Below are 22,812 nucleotides of genomic sequence, written 5' to 3' on the forward strand. Positions count from 1 at the left end.
GTTAAGGTCCTATGTAATTTGAAAAGATAGTTTAGGTTAGCCTGTTAATCGGTATTCCCAAAAATATTTCTTTCAAATACCCCGGAAGTTTTAAATGCCAAGATTTCCACTTACGGAAATCGTGACTGCGTATATACCTTAAAGTCAGCTGACGATTCGGCTGTTTAGGAAGGATTATATACCAGTCAGGTCATTCTCTACAAGTAATTTACTATTATTTACCACAGCAATGATTAAGAAAAACTTTTACCTGATTTGGTTATTAGGTGTTTTAATTTTCAGCACAACTGCCCTGAAAGCGCAGGATGTGATAACAGGTGTCGTGAAAGACGATACCGGACAAGGCCTTCCAGGCGCAACAATTGTTGAAAAAGGAACTTCAAAAAATGCGATTTCAGACATTGACGGAAAGTTCAGCATCCCTGCTGCTAAAACATTTCCGTTTACTTTGCAAATCAGCGTTACCGGTTTCCAAACGCAGGAAATCGAACTTTACGAACTGACCACAGAGCCTGTTGAAGTTATTCTGAAAACGGCCAACTTGTTAAATGAAGTGGTAGTAATCGGTTACGGTGAGCAAAAAAGAAAAGACATTACAGGTTCAATCTCTTCCGTTCCGGCAGAAATCAAATCTCAGCCTGTTGTTTCTGTTGAAAGACTTTTACAAGGTTCCATTGCCGGGGCAACAGTAACGCAAACTTCCGGTCAGCCTGGCGGTGGGGTTAGCGTTCAGATCCGCGGTAGTAATTCCATCACGGCAGGTAGTGATCCGTTATATGTAATTGACGGTTTCCCTATCAACAATGATTATGGTGTAAATGATGCTGGTGTTACGGTTGGTTCAAAAATCAATCCGCTTTCATTTTTAAATACAGCTGACATAGAATCAATTGACGTTTTAAAGGATGCTTCCGCCACGGCAATTTATGGTTCGAGGGGAGCGAATGGTGTGGTCATTATTACTACAAAAGGCGGATCAAAAAAGAAATCTTCGATCACATATGAAACCTATTTTGGAAAGCAAGAGGTAATAAGAACGCTTCCATTGCTGAATGCCGGAGAGTGGTGGCAGCTTCGCAAGGATGCAGCGATTAATTCCGGAAAAACGCCGGTTTTGCCAAGTGTTACAGGATACAAACTGGATACTGTAGGTGCCGGAACAGACTGGCAGGCAGCAGCTTTTAGAAAAGCCACGCAGCAAAGTCACAGTTTATCGATCTTGTCCGGAGGCGATAAAACAAGACTTGGAATTTCTGCCAACTATCTGAAACAGGATGGTGTGCTTAGGAATACAGATTTTGAAAGACTTTCGGCGCGTTTCAATATTGACCATGATTATAGTGATAAATTGAGAATAACTTCCAGTGTGACAGGAAGCCATACCAAAGCGAATGTTGCACCGGCCGGCGTCGTTTCTGCGCTCGTTTTAACGCCGTCTGCTTTGCCGATTTATCAGGACAATGGCACTTTTGTGAAATTCAGCCCGTTTGAAACGGTTTATGCCAACCCGATCAACTCGCTTTACAATCAGTTAAACCAAACAATTACCAACCGTTTTTTAGGCAATCTTTCAGCTGAATACACCATCATTGAAGGTCTGAAAGCGAAAGTCTTATTTGGTGCCGATATCGTTGATAACAAGCAAAACAGATATTTACCAATCTCGACCTATGAAGGAACGGCATTAAACGGTGATGCTCTGGTAGGATCGGTTTTTACAACCAATTGGCTGAACGAAAATACTTTAAGTTATGACAAAGAGATTAACGAGAAAAACAGGATTAATGCCGTTGTAGGTTTTACTGCACAGCAATCCCAATCGAAAGGCGCTATTGCAGAGGCTGCCGGTTTTTCATCTGATGCCTTTTCATATAACAACTTGGGTACCGGAATTACAAACCGTACACCGGCTTCTTCGGCATCTGAATTTTCACTTGCTTCTTATCTGGGTCGTATCAATTACGTTTTTGATGACCGTTATCTGGTAACTTTCACCCTGCGTGCGGATGGTTCTTCCAAGTTTGGAGCAGGCAACAAGTGGGGATATTTTCCATCCGCGGCGTTGGGCTGGAATATTGCCAATGAAAAGTTCTTCAAAAATGTGAGAAATGTAAGTTTGCTTAAATTGAGATTGAGTGCAGGATCAACGGGTAACCAAAGTATTCCGCCATATCAATCCCTTGCCCAGCTGACTTACTATCCTTACAATTTCTCTGGAGGAACGGTGTCTGGTTATGCGCCGAGTACTGTATCTAACAAAAATCTGGGTTGGGAGAAAACCTTCCAGGTGGATGCAGGTTTGGATATTGGTTTGTACAAAGATCGGTTGAATATTACAGCAGATTATTATTACAAAAAAACCACTGATCTGCTTTTAACCAGAACGGTGCCAGGAACTTCCGGATTATCAGATTTTTATGGCAGCCAGGGTTCTACGATATACCAGAACGTGGGTGCTGTTTCTAACCAGGGATTTGAGCTGGCAGTAAATTCTCAAAACCTAACCGGTGGTTTAAAATGGAATACGACGTTTATTTTTGCGAGAAATACAAACAAGATTCTTGACCTCGGCGAAGGAGTTAAACAATATATTCCATCAAGTTCTGCACCTTCGATTGCAAAAGTGGGCCATCCGCTGGGTTCATTTATCGTTTACAAAACGGACGGTGTAATAAAAGAAGGACAAACGCCGCTGACGCCACAATCCAACAAAGGAGCGGGTGGACAGCAATACAAAGATCTTGATGGCGACGGATTGATTACACAGGCAGGCGACAGAGCGGTGATCGACAACCAGATTAAATTTACGGCTGGTTTGACAAACACTTTCAGCTATAAAGGATTTGATCTGGCCGTTTTCTTCCAGACTTCCGTAGGAGGAAAATTGTATAATGTGAACCGTGCAAATCTTGAACTGGGAACCGGTTACACCAATGCTTCAAGGGAACTTTTGAATCGTTATACACCTACCAACACAAACACAGATGTAAAAGAGGCTTATCAGGATCCTGCAATCACGATCTCGGATCGTTTCATTGAAGACGCTACTTATTACCGTTTGAAAAATATTTCCTTCGGTTACACGATTCCCAAAGCAGTGCTTTCAAAGATCAGGATTCAGGCATTGCGGATTTATGTTTCTGCCCAAAATGCGATTACCTGGACAAAATACACTGGCTATGATCCGGAAGTGAGTTCTAACGGACAAAGTCTGATCAACAAGGGCGTGGATGACAGTGTATATCCGAACAACAAATCTTACCAGGTTGGCTTGTCTCTGACATTCTGATTTTAAATTTTAACTGAGCTTTACAATGAAAAAGTACCAATATATTTTGCTCGCAGCAGGTTCCTTATTTATTGCTTCCTGCAACGACTTTCTGACCGAAAAACCTGAATCCATCATTACGGAAGAGCAGTATTACAAGACGGAAACGGATGCCCTGACAGCAATCAACGCGGTGTATTTCTTTCTGAATTCCGGTAAGATCCAGACCCCGTACAATACACTTTTTAACACCGGAATGAACATGGCCAGCGATGATGAAGATCCGGGACCAGGTGCAACCAACCCCGACGTACGGTCGCTTGCTGTGCAATCGCATTCATCCAGTAACTTGCGTGTCTATGAACTTTGGCAGCAGCATTACGCAGCGATCCGCAAGGCCAATGTGGTATTGAATAAAATACCGGATATCACATTTTCTATTCCCGCGAATAAAGACAGGATTTTGGCGGAAGCTAAATTTTTAAGGGCGTTGTTTTATTTTAATCTGGTGCGTTTATATGGTGATGTGCCATTGGTAACCGAATATCAGAACTATGTTTCCGCCGCCGATTATGCCATTGCAAAAAGTCCGTCAGCAGATGTTTATGCGCAGATTGAAAAAGATCTGACAGAAGCAGCAGCGGTTTTACCAGCATCTTACAGCTCTCCTGACGTTGGCCGCGCAACGTCTGGTGCTGCAAAATCACTGTTGGCAAAAGTATACCTGATCAAAGCGTCACTTCCCTTAAAATTGACTGAAAACTATCAGAAGGCAATTTCCAAAGCTGAGGAAACACTTTCAGCAGCGGACGGCGGAACGGGTAATTATGGATATGATCTTTTCGCAGATTACTCCCGCGTTTTTCTGCCCGCTTACAAAAATGGTGTTGAACATATCTTTTCAGCCCAGATGAAAGGCAATTCGTACAGCCAGGGTAATAGTGAAACCTCCCGCGCTATCTATTCCGCTATTCCTGGTCTGACTGGAAACTATGCGCATATGGTTCGTTTTTACACAGAAGGTAACGACAAGTTTTTCAGTATCTACAAGCTTTTTAAAGCTACTGATAAAAGAAGAAATGTCACCTTCGTAAGAAGTTTTACCAGTCCGACAAATGGTAGAAAATACGCTTTGCCAATCGTTAATACAGCCGTTCCAAATGATTCGACACCGTTCTGGAACAAGTGGTGGGATCCGAACAACCAGGCTGTTACAACCAACTCAGAAGCAAATGTCCCGATCATTCGTTACTCAGAACTGCTTTTAATTCACGCAGAGGCAGAAAATGAAGTAAACGGTCCGACTACAAAAGCATATAAATCGATCAACCGTGTAAGGACCAGAGCGGGATTGGCAAATCTTACGCAGGGGCTTACAAAAGATCAGTTCCGGGATTCGGTTTACTTTGAACGCCGCCTTGAACTTACTTATGAATACCAGAGATGGTTTGACCTGATCCGTGAAAAAGATGCCAGCGGAAATGGAATTTTGATCAAAAGTTTGCAGAAAGTAGGAAAAAACAATGTGGCTCCGAAACATTACCTGTATCCGATACCACAAACTGAGCTTGACAATAATCCATTGCTGAAACAAAATACACTTTGGCAATAACAACTTCGATATGTACGGATGCCCTTTTCCTTAACCGGATCAGGGCATTTACTTTCTAAAAATAATAATAGTCAGATGTTAAAGCCACCCATCAGATTTATGTATTTAAAAAGAATCTTTCAATACAATTTTTTCGTTTTGGTTGTCGCAACTACACTACATGCCCAGAAACCGGATAAACCAAATATTATCGTCATCCTGGCGGATGATATGGGGTTTTCAGATTTGGGAAGTTTTGGTTCGGAAATTAAAACGCCTAATCTCGATAAGCTCGCCAGAGAAGGTTTGAAAATAACCCGGTTTTATAACAGCGGAAGATGCTGTCCTTCCCGTGCCGCCCTGCTTACGGGTTTGTATCCGCATCAGGCAGGCGTGGGCGATATGGTTCAGGATAAGGGTTCACCGGCTTATCAGGGATTTTTAAGCGAGCATAGTGTAACCATTGCCCAGCTTCTAAAAAAAGCCGGTTACAACACGATTGTTTCCGGGAAATGGCATGTTGGCCTGGTGCCATCCGCTTTGGCCCACAACCGCGGTTTTGACAAATCATTTACCATGCAGAACAACGGGAGCAGTTATTTCAATTCCGAGCCGATTTATAATGATGGCAGAAAAGTTACTTTTCTGTTAAATGGGAAACCCATAACCAGACAGGATACTTCAAAATATCTGACGCAGGCCATCACTGATTTTGCCATAAAATCGCTGGACGAAATCAAGTCTGACCTTAATCCATTCTTTCTTTATCTGACCTATAATGCACCGCACTGGCCTATTCAGGCATTGCCAGAAGACATAGCAAAATACAAGGGTAAATATCTCAAAGGCTGGGAAAAGCTGAGAGCCGAACGTTTTGAAAAACAAAAGCAACTTGGCATTATTAAAAATGACTGGCAGCTTTCTAAAAAGTATGATCAGGTTCCGGATTGGGATAAGCTGACTCCGGCGGAAAAAGATTTCTGGGATATGCGTATGGCGATTTATGCAGCCATGATTGACCGTATGGATCATGAAATCGGAAATATTCTGACAAAATTAAAAGACTTTAAAAAGGATAAAAACACCATTATTCTCTTTGTGTCCGACAATGGTGGAAGTGGTGATACGGTGAAAGACTGGGATTATGTTACGCAGAAAAATGGCGCGCAGGGTACAGTTAATTCTATCGACAGTTACTATCCGCCCTGGGGAAATGTCAGCAACACGCCCTTTAAATTGTTCAAAAAAAATACGCATGAAGGAGGTATCGCAACGCCTTTTATTGCCTGGTATCCTGCTATGATCAAAGCCGGAGCGGTCAGTGATCATGTTGGACATGTTATTGATATCATGCCGACCTGCCTGGATTTAGCAGGCGTTTCTTATCCCAAAGATTTCAATTCGAAAAACCTCACGCCACTGGAAGGTAAAAGTCTTTTGAACATTTTCAAAAACCAAACCGCACCTGAACACGAGGCACTTTTTTGGGAACATGAAGGAAGCCGCGCGATCCGGAAAGGCGACTGGAAACTGGTAGCGGAAATTAACCAGCCCTGGGAGTTATACAATTTGAAAACAGATCGTACCGAAACTAAAAACATGGCAGCGCAGCAACCCGAAAAAGTGAAGGAATTGGAAAAGGAATTTCTGCAATGGGCTGATAAGGTTGGTGTGGTGGATTGGAATACCATCAAATGATTTTTTGAAATAAATGCTTACCGGAAACTTTAAATAATTTTAAACCCATTATTATGCAGAAAAACTTCAAATCAGTCCTGGCACTGATATTTTTTCTTTCGTTTCAAAACATAAGTTTTGCTCAGAAAAAACCAAATATCATCGTAATTCTGGCAGATGATATGGGATACTCAGATCTGGGTTGTTATGGCGGTGAAATTCCAACGCCCAATCTTGACAAACTTGCACAAAATGGTCTTCGGCTGACCAGTTTTTATAACGGAGCCCGTTGCTGTCCAACCCGTGCGGCATTGCTTACGGGTATTTACAGCCATCAGGCTGGTATCGGACACATGATGGAAGACAAAGGGGTTGATCACCCGGCATATCGCGCCCAACTAAATAACAACAGCGTTACCATTGCCGAGGTAATGAAGGATGCAGGGTATTTTACAGCCATGACTGGAAAATGGCACGTTGGGCAACCGCAGGGAACTGTGCCCTGGAAACGCGGTTTTGACAGATCTTTAAATGCTGCCGCAGGTGGATTTTACTATGGCGCAGGAAAAGGCGCTAAACTTTTTCTTGACGGAGAAGAGCTTGCCAACGATTCAGAAAAACTTCCGAAGGAATGGTATACTACCGATTTATGGACAGATTTTGGCCTTCGGTTTATTGATGAAGGAATTGCTGCCAAAAAGCCGTTTTTGCTGTATCTCGCACATAATGCCCCTCATTTTCCTTTGCAGGCTCCGCAGGAAGATATCGATAAATTCAAAGGTAAATATCTGAAAGGGTACGAAAAGCTGCGTCAGGAAAGGTATGAAAAACAGATCAGATTAGGCCTGATCGATCCGTCATGGAAATTGCCGCCAGCCAATCCGAACATTCCTAAGTGGGAAACACTCAGTGCAGCTGATAAGGAAAAATATGACCACATGATGGCGATTTACGCCGCGGTAATTTATCGTCTCGATAAAAGTGTGGGCGACCTCGTTGCGGGTTTGAAGAAAAGAGGGGTTTTTGATGATACCATTATTATGTTCGTTTCCGATAACGGCGGAAACGCTGAACCGGGTATTGAAGGTAAGTTTGAAGGTGAAAAGCCGGGATCTGCTGAATCGGCCGTATTTATCGGGCAAGGCTGGGCGGAAGCGGCTTGTACGCCTTTCTGGGCCTATAAACATCATACGCATGAAGGAGGAATTTCTTCGCCAGGCATCATTTCATGGCCTGCCGGAATTCCTGCAAGTCGTAATGGAAAATTTGAAAAACAGCCTGCGCATATCACCGATATCATGGCAACTTTGGTGGATATTGGCGGAGCGAAGTATCCTGCCACATATCACGGCAACACGATTCAGCCTTTGGAAGGTACCAGTTTGAAACCATTATTATCAGGAAAGGAAATCAACCGCAAAAACCCGATTTTCTGGGAACACGAAGGAAACCGCGCGATCCGCGACGGGAAATGGAAACTGGTGGCAGAACGTCCGGAAGAATGGCAGTTGTATGATATTGAAAAAGACCGCACAGAACTTGTAGATCTCGCAGCAAAATATCCTGACGTTGTTAAAGACCTGAAAACCAAATATGATGACTGGTTCAAACGCGTCGGTGCTGAGCCTTATGACCGGAATTTTAAATGGTTTTATGATTATGATAAAGCAAAAAGGGAAGCTGCTTCTTTGAAATAGTTTCTAAACATCAGATTTTCTGCGAATTCTGCTCAGGTGAAAGTAGTATAGATTTGTGAATTTATATCTATTTTACGAAAGCCCGTTTCCGGCACAACCCACCAAAGTTGTGCCGGACCCAAAATACTAACCCAGGGTTTCAACCCTGGGTTTAATATCTACAGACTTCCCCGGCTTTAGCCACAGCGAAATTTGCAATATATTTACCACCAGACGCTTACTGTTAAAAAGCCTCAATATGAAAAAAATAATTTTATCGATCTCCCTCGTTTTATGTGTTTTTTCTACCAAAGCACAAACCCAGGAAGACCGGCCGAATATTCTCTGGATTGTCAGTGAAGATAACATCCCCATGATCGGTGCTTATGGCGATCAATTTGCGACAACGCCCAATCTGGATGCTTTTGCCAAAGAGAGTATTTTGTACAAGAATGCTTTTTCAACAGCCCCAGTTTGCGCGCCTTCGCGTAATACATTGATCACTGGTATGTACCCGCCGTCGCTTGGGACAGAGCATATGCGCAGTGTTTATCCGGTACCGTCTTATGTGAAATTCTTTCCGAAATATTTGCGGGAAGCTGGTTATTATACGACAAATAATTCAAAAAAAGATTATAACACCACCGACCAGCTGGATGCCTGGGACGAATCCAGTGAAAAGGCGACATATAAAAACAGGAAAGTAGGACAGCCGTTTTTTGCCGTTTTCAATCTGATGACTACCCATGAAAGTTCTTTGTTTGTGCCGCTTCCGAAATTGAAGCATGATCCTGAGAAAGTACCGCTTCCACCGTATCACCCAAACACACCGGAAATGAAACATGACTGGGCGCAATATTATGATAAAATTGAAACAATGGACGGTCAGTTTGGCAAACTTTTGCAGGAGTTGAAAGAATCCGGACTGGCAGAAAATACGATTGTTTTCTATTATGCTGATAATGGCGGCGTTTTGGCAAGAAGCAAAAGATTCATGTACGAGTCGGGCCTGCATGTGCCGCTGATCATTCATTTGCCAAAGAAATATGAAAAACTTGCGACGTTAGCACCAGGCATAAAAACAGACCGGCTGGTAACTTTTCTGGATTTTGCGCCAACAATTTTAAGCCTTGTTGGAATAAAAATTCCTGAATATATGCAGGGAGAAGCATTTCTGGGAAAGCAAGAGAAACCGGAACATCAGTATGCTTATGGCTTTCGCGGCCGGATGGATGAGCGGATTGATCTTTCGCGGGCGGTGCGTGACAAAAAATTCAGGTATATCCGCAATTACTTGCCGCACAAGATCTATGGCCAATATCTTGAATATTTATGGCGCGCACCTTCTGTAAAATCCTGGGAGAATGAATACAAAGCAGGAAGGTTGAATGCGGTTCAATCGAAATTCTGGCAGGAAAAACCGGCTGAGGAATTGTTTGATATTGAAGCAGATCCGCATAATATCAAAAATCTGGCAGACGATCCCAAATATGCAAAAGATCTGGCCCGCCTGAGAAAAGCGAACGAAGATTGGCTGCTGAAAACGGAAGATGTTGGTTTTATTCCCGAAGCAATTTTATCCGAAATCTCTGCCACGACACCTTTGCGTGATTATGCTAAAAGCGGGAAGTACAATCTCAAACATGTACTGGAAACTGCCGATTGGGCTTCTTCAGGAAAACCTGCTTATACAAATGATCTGATTCAAAGATTGTCTGATTCCGACCCGACGGTGCGTTATTGGGCCGCAACCGGACTTATTATTCTAAAATCAAAATCTGGTAAAGAGGCTTTGACAAAAGCGACAAAAGATCAGGAAGTTGCTGTCAGGATAGCCGCTGCGGAAGCTTTGAATTATATCGGAGAAAAGGATCTGTCAATCAAAACATTGACCGAAGCACTGACAACGAAGAACGTGCCGGCCCGCGTACAGGCGCTGAATGCTTTAAGTAATATAGGCCCGGAGGCTGCTCCGGCACTGGAAACGGCAAAAACATTAATTAAAGAAACGCCTGAAATGCTGGATTACGATTCCAGGGCGGCGAAGGATTTTGTGACGAGGTTTCAAAACAAATAGTATTTTATTGCCGTCCTGTTGTATCAATAAGACGGCAATAAAATATTTCTAAAAACATATTTGAAACAATAGTTGACAATACTATAATATTTTTCTTTCTTTGTCTATCAATTTAATAGACTATATCTGAAAGCTAACCACCAGCGCGGATATATAATCGCCAGATCGTTTAGCGATCTATGGCGGGTTAATTACGAATTTCTGCAATCATAGTGGTGGTATTCATCTGTCTTTGCGTTTTGCAACGATCCCTTGTATAGGGAGATAAATTGCTGCACACATCGTGTTTCCGCGAACCTTCAATTGCTTCTCATTTCTAATCAACATTTTCAATTCAATCTTAAACAGCTTTACAAATGAAAAATCAAAAACTGTACGCATTTGCGCTGGTGGCACTTCTTTTCCAGACACTCGCTTTCGCGCAAACCCAGCCAAGACAAGATCTGCTGACTTTTGAGCAATTCGAATCAAAGTTAAAAGCAGCCGGAAAGGACGCTCAAATCCTGGACGCACGTTTGCCGGAAGAATACACTCAAAACCATCTGGAAGGAGCCGTGAGCTTCAACATTGCGAACAAGGCAGATTTTGAAAAGGAAAGTGCAAAGTTGAATAAAGACAAACCGGTATTTATTTATTCTATTGGAAACGGCCGTAGCGGCGTTTTGGCAAAAGATTTGAGAAGTGTTGGTTTTAAAGATGTTACCGAAATTCCTGGTGGGTTGAGCAAATGGATTGGTTTGGGTAAACCCGTTATTTCGACGGTTGGAAAAGGATTAAATCGTGAAGAATATACGGCATCACTAAAAAGCGACAAACTGGTGCTTGTTGATTTTGGATCAAGATATTGCGGAGCTTGCAAGAAACTTGCACCAGCGGTAGATTCTATCAAAAACGAGCAGGCGGGCACTCTTAAAGTCGTAAAAATTGAAGCTTACGAAAATAAGGAACTTGTAAAAGAGCTTGGTATCACATCACTTCCAACTTTGGTGTTATATAAAAACAACGAAGTAATCTGGAAGAAAATCGGTGTAACGCCTAAAAAAGAAATAGAAAAAGCACTTGCCGCACAAACGCTTTAATTTTTTAAACGAAGCGTTAAGGAGTTTTAAAAGGAGTCGCGCAGGGATTATATTTCTCTGTGTAACTCCTTTCAACTTTTTGTACTCCGTGGAAGCTGGCTTCACAGAGCTGTTATTACTCTGTGTATCTCCTTTTGCCTCTGTAAAACTCTGTGTAACCTACCAGTGGAGTTTTATACGAAGTTGCGCAGCGATATAAATTCTCTCTTAATCTCCATTTACCTCTGTGAAACTCCGTGTAACCTAAGAATGCAGCAGCTGTTGTAACCTGCCAATGAGGGTAATAAATAATGATTTAATTATAAAATATTATATTTCTTAGATTGATATTAAAATTTAAAAAAAGCTTTGGTAATCTGTTTTTATTAAACTTACTTTGTCTATCAATATAGTAGGGTATTGTTCTTTTTATTACCACCAGTAAAAAGAATATGTCAAAAATAGTTTAACTATGAGACCGATGAATGCTGATTCTTCGCGGCCTGGTGCTGCATTTCCGGTGGGAAATCTTTTTAATTCTTATGATACAATTTGTTGTTGCCAGGCGGCTTAACAACAATCAAAACTTATTTCCATTCTCATCGAAATCAACCTGTCACAAAGTTGCGTTCCGATAAGCTCAAATTATTCATTTTAACATCATGAAAAAGATCAAATCATTACTATTTGTTGCTGGCCTGGCAGTGTCTGCCGGTCCAAATTTATTCGCACAGGAAATAGCGCAAAACAAAGTGGTTATCACCGGTGTGCGTTTTGCGTATCCTTTGGTGGATAAATGGATTAAAGAATATACAGCTGAAAATCCCAAGGCACAGATAACCATTGACGCCAGAACAATTACCGATCCTGAAAAATATGACTTGCTGATTGAGGCTTATGATCAGGACAAAGCGGTAAAGGAAACCAGGGAGTATATTTCTATCGGTCGTTATGCGCTTTTGCCGGTAGCCAATTCAGCTTCTGCATTTGCAAAAGAATATGGAGATAAAGGTTTGATTGAGAAAACTTACAAGCAAATTTTCTTCCACGATATTTACGCAGAAAAAGACCAGTCGATCACAGTTCCATTCACTGTTTATACCCGTTTGCAAAAAGCAGGAGCACCGTTGACTTTTGCAAAATATTTCGGCTATGAGCAACAGCAGATTAAAGGGAAAAGTATTGCAGGTGCAGACGAGCATCTGATCAAGGCGTTGATAAAAGACGACACTGGTATCACCTATACCGTTCCGGGTTTGGCATATGACTTAACGACACGTCAGCCAGCGGCAGGACTAACCGTTATTCCTGTTGATCTGGATGGAAACGGAAAAGTTTCGAAAGAAGAAAAACAATTAAACAATCTGGATCAGGTTTTGGAAAAACTTGAAATTGAAAAAGTTAAAAACGTACCGGTTGAGTATGTACATTTTTCAATAGCAAAAAATAACAGCAACCCGGAAGCGAAGAAATTTCTTCTTTGGGTAGCTTCTCATGCAGACGCGGATCTGCACCAGTATGGTTATCTTAAACCTGAACCAAAACGTCTTCAGGTTGAAAAAGAAAAGCTGGAAAGATTTTCAGCAGTGAAATAAGCATAGGTGAATTAATTTACGCTTTTGGTGCCGGGCATGTCGTTCCTGGCACCTTAAAGTTTTATCAAACCCGAAGATATCCTTTCCGGAATTAAAATATTCCTGACGTCATACTCCAAAAACTAACCCTGCCAGATGAAATTTAACATTATGATCGGGCTGCTTTTAACAGGCAGTACACTTACCGCGTTTGCTCAAAAAAATAAAAAACCAGATACAAGACCCAACATCATCCTGATCATGGTTGATGATATGGGCTATTCTGATATTGGTTCCTACGGCTCCGAAATCCGGACACCAAATCTGGATAAGCTTGCACAAGAAGGAATCCGGTTCCGTGAGTTTTACAACAATTCCATTTGTGCACCAACACGAGCATCCCTCATCACAGGCCAATACCCGCACAAGGCCGGCATTGGATATTTTGATGTGAATCTGGGTTTGCCTGCATATCAGGGTTACCTTAACAAAGAATCTCTGACCTTTGCAGAAGTATTAAAAAATTCGGGGTACAGCACTTTAATGAGCGGAAAATGGCATGTTGGCGGTGATAGCACGGCCTGGCCAAATCAGCGTGGATTTGATCATTTTTATGGATTTATCAAAGGTGCCAGCAATTATTTTGACATTGGAGAATATGGTCAGGCGCCGCCGGTTGAGCTGGTAAAAGACAATAAGAAAATCAACCTTAAATCAGGATTATATCTTACCAATGAAATCACAAACAATGCTTTGGAATTTCTGGATGAGCAGAATAAAACTGAAAAACCGTTTTTTCTTTATGTAGCTTATAACGCGCCGCACTGGCCCCTTCAGGCTTTGCCGGAAGATATAGCAAAATACAAAGGCCGGTACAGCATCGGTTGGGATTCGCTCAGAATTGAACGTATTAAAAAGCAAAAGGCACTTGGTATTTCTGATCCAAACCAGGCAATTGCAAAACGTGATCCGGAAGTCCCGCTTTGGGATAATCTTACATACAGCGAAAAACAGCTTTGGGAAAAGAAAATGGAAGTATACGCTGCCATGGTGGACCGGGTTGATCAGAACATAGGCCGTCTGCGGGAAAAGTTGAAGGAGTTGAAAAAAGATGAAAATACGTTGATCGTTTTTATCTCGGATAATGGTGCACAGGGAGGATATTCGGCTAGTAACCGTAGAAAACCACCACGCAATACAGGACCGATCGGAACTGCCGGATCCTACGATTATCAGGAACAAAGCTGGGCTTATGTTTCCAACACGCCGCATACCAATTACAAAAATAACATGCATGAAGGAGGCATCAGCGCACCTTTTATCGCCTGGTATCCAAAGCAGATTAAAGGCGGAAGTATCGTAAAGGGTACCGGACATTTGATTGACCTTGCACCCACATTTTATGAGTTAGCCAATACACCATATCCCGTTAAACTAAATGGAATCACAACAAATTCGCTTCCGGGAAAAAGTTTGGTTCCTGTTTTAACCGGTAGATCGGAAACCGTTGACAGAGGAGAGCCAATTTTCTGGGAACGTGCAGGAAACCGTGCGGTGCGAAAAGGGAAGTGGAAAATTGTTTCAACGTACCCGGCTTACAAATGGGAGCTTTATGATCTGGAAAAAGACCGTGGAGAAAACAATGATCTGTCGGCCGTGAATACAGAAATTGTCAATGAATTGTCTGCGGATTATTTCAAATGGGCTGTCAAGACGGGTGTTGTGGATTATGAAAAAATAAAGCCGGCAAATCCCAATGGAGCTCCGGCGCAAGCCCCGGCCAGAGCGGCTGCAAGACGGGCAAATTTGGAATAGTCGATCGAACTCATCCCCAAACGTATATGTGGCAAAGTTATACGTCTGGGGCCTTTTTATTGCAGGCTGATTTAGCCTTTTCAGGATTCAATAATTGTATTAAATGAAAAAGATTTTACTGGGAATTATCATGCTGGCCGGTCCGGCAATTTCCTTTGCGCAACAAAAAAATGTTAAGCCAAATATTGTAGTTATCATGGCTGATGATCTTGGTTATGGTGACATCGGCGCTTTTGGTGCAACGGACATCCGAACACCAAATATTGATAACCTGGCGAAAACCGGAATTAAATTCACTTCTTTTTATTCTACTTCGCCGGTTTGTAGTCCTTCCAGGGCGGCGCTGATCACAGGTCGATATCCAAAAAGACTGGGTATTGATCATGTATTTTTTCCTGAAAGTTTCACCGGAATACCAGCGGAAGAAGTTACGATAGGAGAGGCGCTTAAAGGCAATGGCTATAAAACCGCAATCTTTGGAAAATGGCATTTAGGGCATCATAAAAAGTTTCTGCCCTTGCAAAATGGCTTCGATGAATATTATGGAATTCCGTATAGCAACGATATGATGGGGGTTGTGTATTTGCGGGGTAACGATGTCGACAGTATTAAAGTCAATCAGAATTATATCACAAAAACATATACCAGCGAAGCAGTAAAATTTATTGATAAAAACAAAGAAAAACCGTTTTTCCTGTACATCACGCACAATATGCCGCACGTTCCGTTATATGCGTCCCCTGCTTTTGAAGGGAAAAGCAAACGAGGTTTATATGGCGACGTTATCGAAGAAATTGACTGGAGTGTAGGCGAGGTTGTTAAAGCATTGAAGAAAAACGGATTGGAAGAAAACACACTTGTTGTTTTCACCAGCGACAATGGACCGTGGCTTATCTTTGATGTGGAAGGTGGTTCTGCCGGTCCTTTGAGACAGGGGAAAGGCACCACTTTTGAAGGAGGGCAACGTGTGCCGACCGTGGCATCCTGGCCGGGGAAAATAAAACCGGGGACTGTTTACGACGATCTGGCTTTGCAGCTGGATTTGTATCCTACCATCATCAGCCTGACCGCAAGCCAGAAAACAGAAACTAAAAAGCCAATTGACGGCGAAGATATCAGTCCGGTTTTATTTGGAACGGGAAAACGTAAAGGAAAGGAATTTGCCTATTATTCGAACGGTAAGATTGAAGCGTACAGAAATGGAGACTGGAAAATCCGTTTGCCGCAGCCGGATACAAAAGTTACAGGAATAACGGTTGTTCCCGTAACAGACACACTGTTGTTTAATCTGAAAACAGACATTGGAGAGAAAAATAATCTGTTGAAAACGAACCCTGAAAAGGCGAAGGAATTGCTGGTATCACTTGATTTATTTACAAAGAAAATGGGGCAGACACCGCCTGCGCTGGTTCAGCAAATGCCCGCAGACAACAGCCATATCAAAAAACGTGCAGAACGAGCAGCCGCAAAAGGGAGTAAATAATAGCCAGATGATTGGTATTCTGGCAACTGTAACAAGGTCATTGATCGTGATAAAAAAGCATGTCATCTCCCGAAAAATTGTTTTTCTGTAAAGTCCTAATTGTTTTTCAAAATATTAGTTTGAAATTTGTGATTATGGTCAGTCTTTTATGAAAATCAGGAAGTTTGTCAGGGAAGTATTTTTCTTTGTTTTGCTTGTTTTAACCTCAATGGCCGGGTTCGGCCAGCGAATTGAAGTAAGAAAAATTGCAAGTCCAAATTTAATTTTTCAGCTGGGTAACAGGCAACTTTGGGACGCGCTGACCAGCAGGACACAGAGCAGGCAGAATAAAAATGCCAGAGATAATACCAAACCAAAACCCAGTCGGCCGAATATTATTTTTGTATTGACAGACGATCACCGCTGGGACGCTCTTGGTGTGATGGGTAACAATATCATTAAAACGCCAAATCTGGATGCACTTGCTGAAAGAGGGATCTTATTTAAAAAGGCTTACGTTACAACTTCCATCTGTTGTGTAAGCCGGGCGAGTCTTTTAAGCGGACAATATATGTCGCGCCACAAGATTAATGATTTTTCTACCTGTTTTTCCAAAAAAGCACTGGATAAAACGTATCCGGCTTTGTTGAAAAAAGCGGGATATAAAATTGGATTTATTGGAAAGTTTGGTATCGACAGCAACCGCCAGCCAGATTCTTTATTTGATTACTGGGCCTGCCCAAAAGTGGAACAGCCACCTTATCTGGTTGTAAACAGAAGTGGTCAGACAATCCATAACACGGATAGCGTTGGAAAAGATATCAAACAATTTCTATATCAGTTCGCAGGGCAACAGGAACCGTTCTGTCTTTCTGTAAGTTTCAAAGCGCCGCATGAATCAGAAAACGATCCTCCAACATTTCCCTATCAGGAGCGTTTCGCCAGCTTATACCAAAATACAAATATTCCAAAACCGGTGACAACGGATCCGAAATACTGGAATAGTTTTCCTGAGTTTTTCAGGTCGGATAAAAATATTGGCAGACAACGCTGGAAGACATTTTTCTCAACAGAAGAAAAGCGGCAGGAGACCGTGAAGAATTATTACCGGCTGATTACTGGTGTCGATGAGGCGGTTGGAAACATGGTGGCGCAGCTGAAGCAATTGCAGATCGACAGAAATACGATCATCATTTTTATGGGTGATAATGGCTTTTCGCTTGGAGAACATGGATTGGAAGGGAAATGGTTTGGTTTTGAAGAATCCATCCGTGTTCCGCTGATCATTTCCGGTGCACCTATTCCAAGAAAACTGGTTGGCAAAAAGACCAATAATATAGCATTGAATATTGACATTGCGTCAACGATTTTATCTTTTGCCGGTGTTGCGACACCGGCTACAATTCAGGGGAAAGACTTAATGGCCTCCTTCAAAAACGGAGCCACGGAGCGAGAGGATTTTTTCTACGAACATACTTTTATAGGTAGCCCAGGTTTGCCAAAAGTGGAGGGAGTTGTTTCGAAGAAATTCAAGTATATGAAATACATTGAACATAACTATGAAGAGTTCTACAACACCAAGAGAGATCCCCGGGAAACGAACAATCTGATCGAACAGAAATCAACGGGTAATAATCTGGCAAAGTTTAGGAAACGATATGCCGTTTTGAAGAAGGCGGCGAAGTGAGAAAATGAAGGTTTTATCTAAATCAGCCTGATGACTTAAATCGTCAGGCTGATTTGATATTTGCCATTCATACTTTGATTTTCGTTACCCTATTCCATCACAGTCTGCAGACTTTTGTACCTGAAATTATTTCAGGTATACAATCAAAGTTTTATGGAGCTTATCAAAACAAAATTTAACTTTAATTCCACTGCGGATGAAGTTATTGAAGGAATAGATTTAACAGGAAAACGCGCCATAGTAACCGGCGGAGCATCAGGTATCGGTGTGGAAACAGCCAGAAGCCTTGCAAAAGCAGGCGCAGAGGTAACACTTGCGGTAAGAAATACAGAAGCAGGAAACAGCGTTGCAGAGGAAATTAAGCAGACAACCGGAAACCCAAATATTGTAGTAAAACATCTTGACATAGCAGATCTCCTTTCAGTCAAAACTTTTGTAGCGAACTGGAAAGGGCCTTTGCATATTTTGATCAACAATGCCGGAATTATGGCTGTTCAGCAATTGGAGAAGACTGATGACGGTAATGAAATCCAGTTTGCAACCAACCATTTAGGCCATTTTGCACTTACCTTGGGATTACATAACGCATTAAAAAATGCGGGGACGGCACGGGTCGTTAATCTTAGTTCGAGTGCTCATTTAATGTCGCCTGTGGTGTTTGATGATATCAATTTTGCATTCCGTAATTATGATGCCTGGGCGGCTTATGGACAGTCAAAAACGGCAGGTATTCTTTTTTCCGTAGGTATTACTGAAAAGTGGAACCAGGACGGCATTACTTCCAACGCATTAAATCCCGGTGCCATCCTGACAAATCTTCAACGTAATGTTGGTGGGAAGTTAGCCTCTGCGCCTGAACTTCATAAAACACCGCAGCAAGGAGCGGCAACCAGTATATTACTGGCAACTTCCCCGATTCTGGAAGGAATTGGTAGTCATTATTTTGAAAATTGCAATGAAGCAATGACTATATCCGAACGCCAGAAAATTTATGAGGGTGTGGCACCGTACGCTTTAAATAAAAGCAACGCTGAGCGGTTATGGGAAATTTCGCTGGATATGCTTTCCAAAGCCGGCTTTTTGATATGATGGAAATAAGAAGTTTTGGGAAGAATATATACGTTTTATTTATCCTGTAATATTGCGATCTTCTGAAATCAGAAAATGGCGTTAGATTAAAAACTGAATTAATTCTTACTCAAAGAACCTGTTGTCATTAATCAATGTTTGTGCCTGAGATGAGGTTTGGTAAGAACCGGCATGATCAGATAGCAGATGAAAGACATTAAAAATTTAACCGAACTTTCAGAATATATGGGGCTTCCCAGGCCCATGGACGAAAATTTTGTTGTCAAACGAATTGAAGATTATTATAATGATTTTGACGAAAAGCCAATAAAACCTTTCCGGCATAAATTGTACGCAATCAGTTTGTATGCCGCACTTAATATTGATGTCCAGGTGGGGTTTTGGAAGGTAAATCCCCGAACTCCTTTCCTGATGTTTAAGTCGCCATATCAGGTTATGGCCTGGACGGTTCATCCTGGAAGCATGAGAGGCTGGTCGGTAATCTTTTCCGAAGAATTTTTAAGCAGGCACAAACAGCTGGCTAATATAATTCACGATTTTCCATTTTTGCAGCTGGATAAATCCATACCGTTTGAGATTGAAACAGAAGACAGGATCTGGCTGGAAATGACCTATCAAAAAATCCTTGACGAATACAGGAGCGAAATTCCAGATAAGTTTGAGCTGATTGCTTCCTATTTGCAAACGCTACTTTTACAGGTAAAAAGGCTTTATAACAGGCAGATACTATCAGAGGCGCCTTTGTTGGAAGCCACAAATCAGCATAACGTTGAAATGCTTGGCAAGTTTAAGTCCTTGTTAAATGACAGTTTGCTTCATTTGAACGAAGTAAACCAGCGCTCTGTGGGATACTATGCTGAAAAATTATCAGTCCATCCAAATCACCTGAATGCGATGGCCAAAAGAGTGACGGGTACAACGGCTTTACATATCATTCATGAGCATATTGTCCATGCCGCCAAAACTTTGCTTTTACAAACGACTATGACTGTCAAAGAAGTTGCTTATAAACTTGCATTCAAAGAACCGACGCATTTTGTAACTTTTTTTAAAAAGCAGACTGGACTGACACCCTTACAGTTCAGGGAACAAAAAGCCGAAAAGGTCAATCTAATTCTGTAAGATATTTTCAGACTTTATTACGCTTTACCAGATAATCCGCAATCGATTCAATAGCAAAAAGAGCACCGATGGATGTTTTTAGTGAAATCTTTTTTTGACCAAAAAGAAAAGAACCCCAGCCATTTACTCTGCAAAGAGATCATAACTGAGGTTAACAGAGGAGGGTAAAACAATTATTTAAGGCACAATTTTATATAACGAGCCTTTTGTATTTTCCAGGATCACCGTTAGCACGTATAATTCTCCGGACAAATCTTCTCCGAAACTGTAAACGTGCCAGTACCCAGCATCCTTGCCAATTGATAATTTATTTCTTGTCCATTCACTATTCCTCCCAGGCGATAATGTCCAGATTGGCCCCATCATGTCTCCAAAAATATATTTACCGGACAGCGAAGGAATTGCTTTGCCGTGATACACAAATCCACCGGTAATGCTAAGTCCTTCCGGATGAGGATATTCCGCGATTGGTGCAATGGGGTTTTTGGGTTGCGGATCTTTTTCGTTGAAAGGATGTAATCCTTCAATCGGCCTCCAGCCGTAATTGCCGCCTTTGGTGATGATATCAACCTCTTCATATTTATTCTGTCCAACTTCACCGGCAAAAAGCTGATGCGTTTTGCTGTCAAAACTAAACCGCCATGGATTGCGTAATCCGTAGGCATAAATTTCAGGCTTTGCACTGGCATCACCGATAAAAGGGTTATCTGCCGGAATCGTGTAAGGCAGTTTATTAACATTAATCCGCAAAATTTTGCCCAGCAGATTAGTCAGGTTTTGAGCATTTCCAATTTCTCCATGCTGGTCATTGGCACCTCCGCCATCACCAACCGAAATATACAAATAACCGTCCGCACCAAATTTTAAATCACCACCATTATGATTGGATTGCGGCTCGTCAATGACCAAAACCTTGCTCATTTTGGCAACATCTGCAACCAAGGGATTTGAAGAAACGGTGTATTCACGTATTTCACTTTGATGATCCAGTTGATTTTTAACAGGATTTGCAACCGGCACACTACAATAAACATAGAACCTTCCATTGCTGGCATAATTCGGATGAAACGCCAGTCCAAGCAATCCGCGCTCATCATAACCTTCTTTTTTCAGAACTTCTTTCCTGATATCAAGAAACGGAGCGTCGAGAAGTTTTCCCTTTTGAATGACCCGGATCCGGCCTTCCTGTTCTGTAACAAAAAGTAAATCAGGATTCTTTTTTGTCACGGCAAATGCTGTTGGGTGAGACAGCTGTTCTGTTACCAATGCAAGTTTTACTTTAACCGGTGAGTCGGATACCTGGGCAAAGGCAGGAGCCGACAAGGCTAAGATTGAAAGGATAGGAATAGTAAGTTTTTTGAGCATTATCATCGGCTGTTAAATACGTTTCTTTTTGTTAAGGGGAGTAATATTTTGATTGGTTGGACTACTTTCGGCACATACGGCTTTCCTTGTACAAATTAACGTAATCGTTTACGGAAAATGATAGAAAAGTAAAAACTTAATTGATATTTAATAAAGATTGATAAAAGGTACTTTCTGAAAAACGCGAAATACTGTGTTATTGCATCGTTTTCAACGAGGATTCTCTGATAACCGGGAGTGGTTTAACGACAATTTTATCAGAAGTTTTCTCGTTGCCGTTCTCTATGATCTGGTTCAGTAGTTTGAACGCCTCCTGACCCATTAGTACCGTCTGCTGATCCATAGTAGAGAGAGAAGGTGTAGTATGTTCACTAAACATATCGTTACAAAAGCCAAAAATTCCAAATTGATCGGGAGCTTTTATGTTGTTGATTTTTAATTGTTTCAGTACACCTAATGCCGTAAAATCCTCTGCTGCAAAAATAGCATCCGGGGGCTGGGCTAGCGCAAGCAACTGACGGGTTCCTTCCATGCCGGATTCAATGGAGATATTGCCATTAAAAACCAGATCGCTTTCGAAAGGAATATTATTAGCTTTCAAAGCAGCTTCATAACCCTTAAATCGATCATTAAAAGTATTGATAAACAAAGGGCCGGAAATGTGCGCAATGCGTTTGTAACCCTGATCGATCAAATGCTGCGTAGCCCAGAATGATCCGTTAAACCCATCGATAACCACCGAAGGAATATCCAGATCCGGTACGCGATCAAAAAAAACCAGTGGTATATTCCGGCGTTTTACGTCAAGAAAATGGTCATAATCTACTGTATTTCTGGAAAGTGATGCTATGATTCCATCAACTCTGGCTCCAATAAAAGTTTGAATTCCTTTTACTTCAAGTTCAAACAACTCATCACATTCATGAATCAGTACGGAATAACCATGTTTACTGGCAAGGTTTGTAATGCCATGAATAACGGAGCCGAAAAAAGCATTTTCAGCCGTTGGGATCAGTACGCCGATAACATTGGTTTTTCCTGAACGTAAGGACGAAGCAATCCGGTTAGGCTTGTAATCAAGTCGTTGCGCTGCTTCTTTAACGATTGATTTTGTTTTGGCACTTATTTCAGGATGGTCGCTCAAAGCACGGGATACCGTGGCGGCTGTCATATGCAGTTCCCTGGCTATATCGCTTAAAGTGACGCTGTTTTTTTTCAATGTGATGATTTTTGTTAAAATTAACAAGATTTACCTAAACTTGAATTTACTAATAGCGACGCCATGAAAACTTTGTCTGCAATTCTAATGATTCTTTCATTGTCCAATGTTCTTTTTGGACAAACAAAAATC

At 41.7% G+C, this 22,812-nt stretch carries 14 protein-coding genes; 12 read left to right on the plus strand and 2 right to left on the minus strand.

Going from position 1 to position 22,812, the window contains the following annotated elements:
• Positions 1-229 precede the first annotated feature (229 nt).
• The 12 genes from LXL81_RS06570 (at position 230) to LXL81_RS06625 (ending at position 20,096) form a co-directional block, all read left to right on the plus strand.
• A complete protein-coding gene (locus LXL81_RS06570; protein ID WP_234645926.1) occupies positions 230-3,289 on the plus strand; it encodes a TonB-dependent receptor in 3,060 nt (1,019 codons plus the stop codon).
• 25 nt (positions 3,290-3,314) lie between these two features.
• On the plus strand, positions 3,315-4,880 hold the full coding sequence (locus tag LXL81_RS06575; protein ID WP_234645927.1) for a RagB/SusD family nutrient uptake outer membrane protein: 1,566 nt from the start codon (positions 3,315-3,317) through the stop codon (positions 4,878-4,880).
• A gap of 99 nt (positions 4,881-4,979) precedes the next feature.
• Positions 4,980-6,557 (plus strand): arylsulfatase, encoded by a 1,578-nt coding sequence (locus LXL81_RS06580; RefSeq protein WP_234645928.1) that lies wholly within the window; start codon positions 4,980-4,982, stop codon positions 6,555-6,557.
• Positions 6,558-6,610: 53 nt separating this feature from the next.
• Positions 6,611-8,233 carry an arylsulfatase gene (locus tag LXL81_RS06585; RefSeq protein WP_234645929.1) on the plus strand — a complete coding sequence of 541 codons (1,623 nt, stop codon included), beginning with the start codon at positions 6,611-6,613 and terminating at the stop codon, positions 8,231-8,233.
• Positions 8,234-8,471: 238 nt separating this feature from the next.
• Positions 8,472-10,289 (plus strand): sulfatase-like hydrolase/transferase, encoded by a 1,818-nt coding sequence (locus LXL81_RS06590; RefSeq protein WP_234645930.1) that lies wholly within the window; start codon positions 8,472-8,474, stop codon positions 10,287-10,289.
• A gap of 356 nt (positions 10,290-10,645) precedes the next feature.
• Positions 10,646-11,368, plus strand: a complete 723-nt coding sequence (locus LXL81_RS06595; RefSeq protein WP_234645931.1) for a thioredoxin domain-containing protein — start codon at positions 10,646-10,648, stop codon at positions 11,366-11,368.
• Positions 11,369-12,009: 641 nt separating this feature from the next.
• The gene (locus tag LXL81_RS06600) at positions 12,010-12,942 is read left to right on the plus strand and encodes a substrate-binding domain-containing protein (protein ID WP_234645932.1); all 933 of its coding nucleotides are present in this window, start codon (positions 12,010-12,012) and stop codon (positions 12,940-12,942) included.
• A gap of 135 nt (positions 12,943-13,077) precedes the next feature.
• Positions 13,078-14,736 (plus strand): arylsulfatase, encoded by a 1,659-nt coding sequence (locus LXL81_RS06605; protein WP_234645933.1) that lies wholly within the window; start codon positions 13,078-13,080, stop codon positions 14,734-14,736.
• Between the two features lie 103 nt (positions 14,737-14,839).
• On the plus strand, positions 14,840-16,219 hold the full coding sequence (locus LXL81_RS06610) for a sulfatase (protein ID WP_234645934.1): 1,380 nt from the start codon (positions 14,840-14,842) through the stop codon (positions 16,217-16,219).
• A 148-nt stretch (positions 16,220-16,367) separates the two neighbouring features.
• Complete coding sequence (locus LXL81_RS06615) at positions 16,368-17,885, plus strand: sulfatase (RefSeq protein ID WP_234645935.1); 1,518 nt, start codon at positions 16,368-16,370, stop codon at positions 17,883-17,885.
• 153 nt (positions 17,886-18,038) lie between these two features.
• Positions 18,039-18,974, plus strand: a complete 936-nt coding sequence (locus tag LXL81_RS06620) for an SDR family NAD(P)-dependent oxidoreductase (RefSeq protein WP_234645936.1) — start codon at positions 18,039-18,041, stop codon at positions 18,972-18,974.
• 186 nt (positions 18,975-19,160) lie between these two features.
• Entirely contained in the window at positions 19,161-20,096 is a 936-nt protein-coding gene (locus LXL81_RS06625) for an AraC family transcriptional regulator (RefSeq protein ID WP_234645937.1), read from the plus strand.
• Between the two features lie 177 nt (positions 20,097-20,273).
• Here LXL81_RS06625 and LXL81_RS06630 read toward each other — a convergent pair whose 3' ends face one another.
• Together LXL81_RS06630 and LXL81_RS06635 are read right to left on the minus strand one after the other, a co-directional pair.
• Positions 20,274-21,461, minus strand: coding sequence for a sorbosone dehydrogenase family protein (locus tag LXL81_RS06630; RefSeq protein ID WP_234645938.1), 1,188 nt, complete (start codon positions 21,459-21,461; stop codon positions 20,274-20,276).
• 196 nt (positions 21,462-21,657) lie between these two features.
• Positions 21,658-22,680 (minus strand): LacI family DNA-binding transcriptional regulator, encoded by a 1,023-nt coding sequence (locus LXL81_RS06635; protein WP_234645939.1) that lies wholly within the window; start codon positions 22,678-22,680, stop codon positions 21,658-21,660.
• Positions 22,681-22,812: the final 132 nt, after the last annotated feature.

It is taken from the genome of Dyadobacter sp. CY356, from assembly GCF_021440195.1.
In the GTDB taxonomy this organism is placed as follows: domain Bacteria; phylum Bacteroidota; class Bacteroidia; order Cytophagales; family Spirosomataceae; genus Dyadobacter.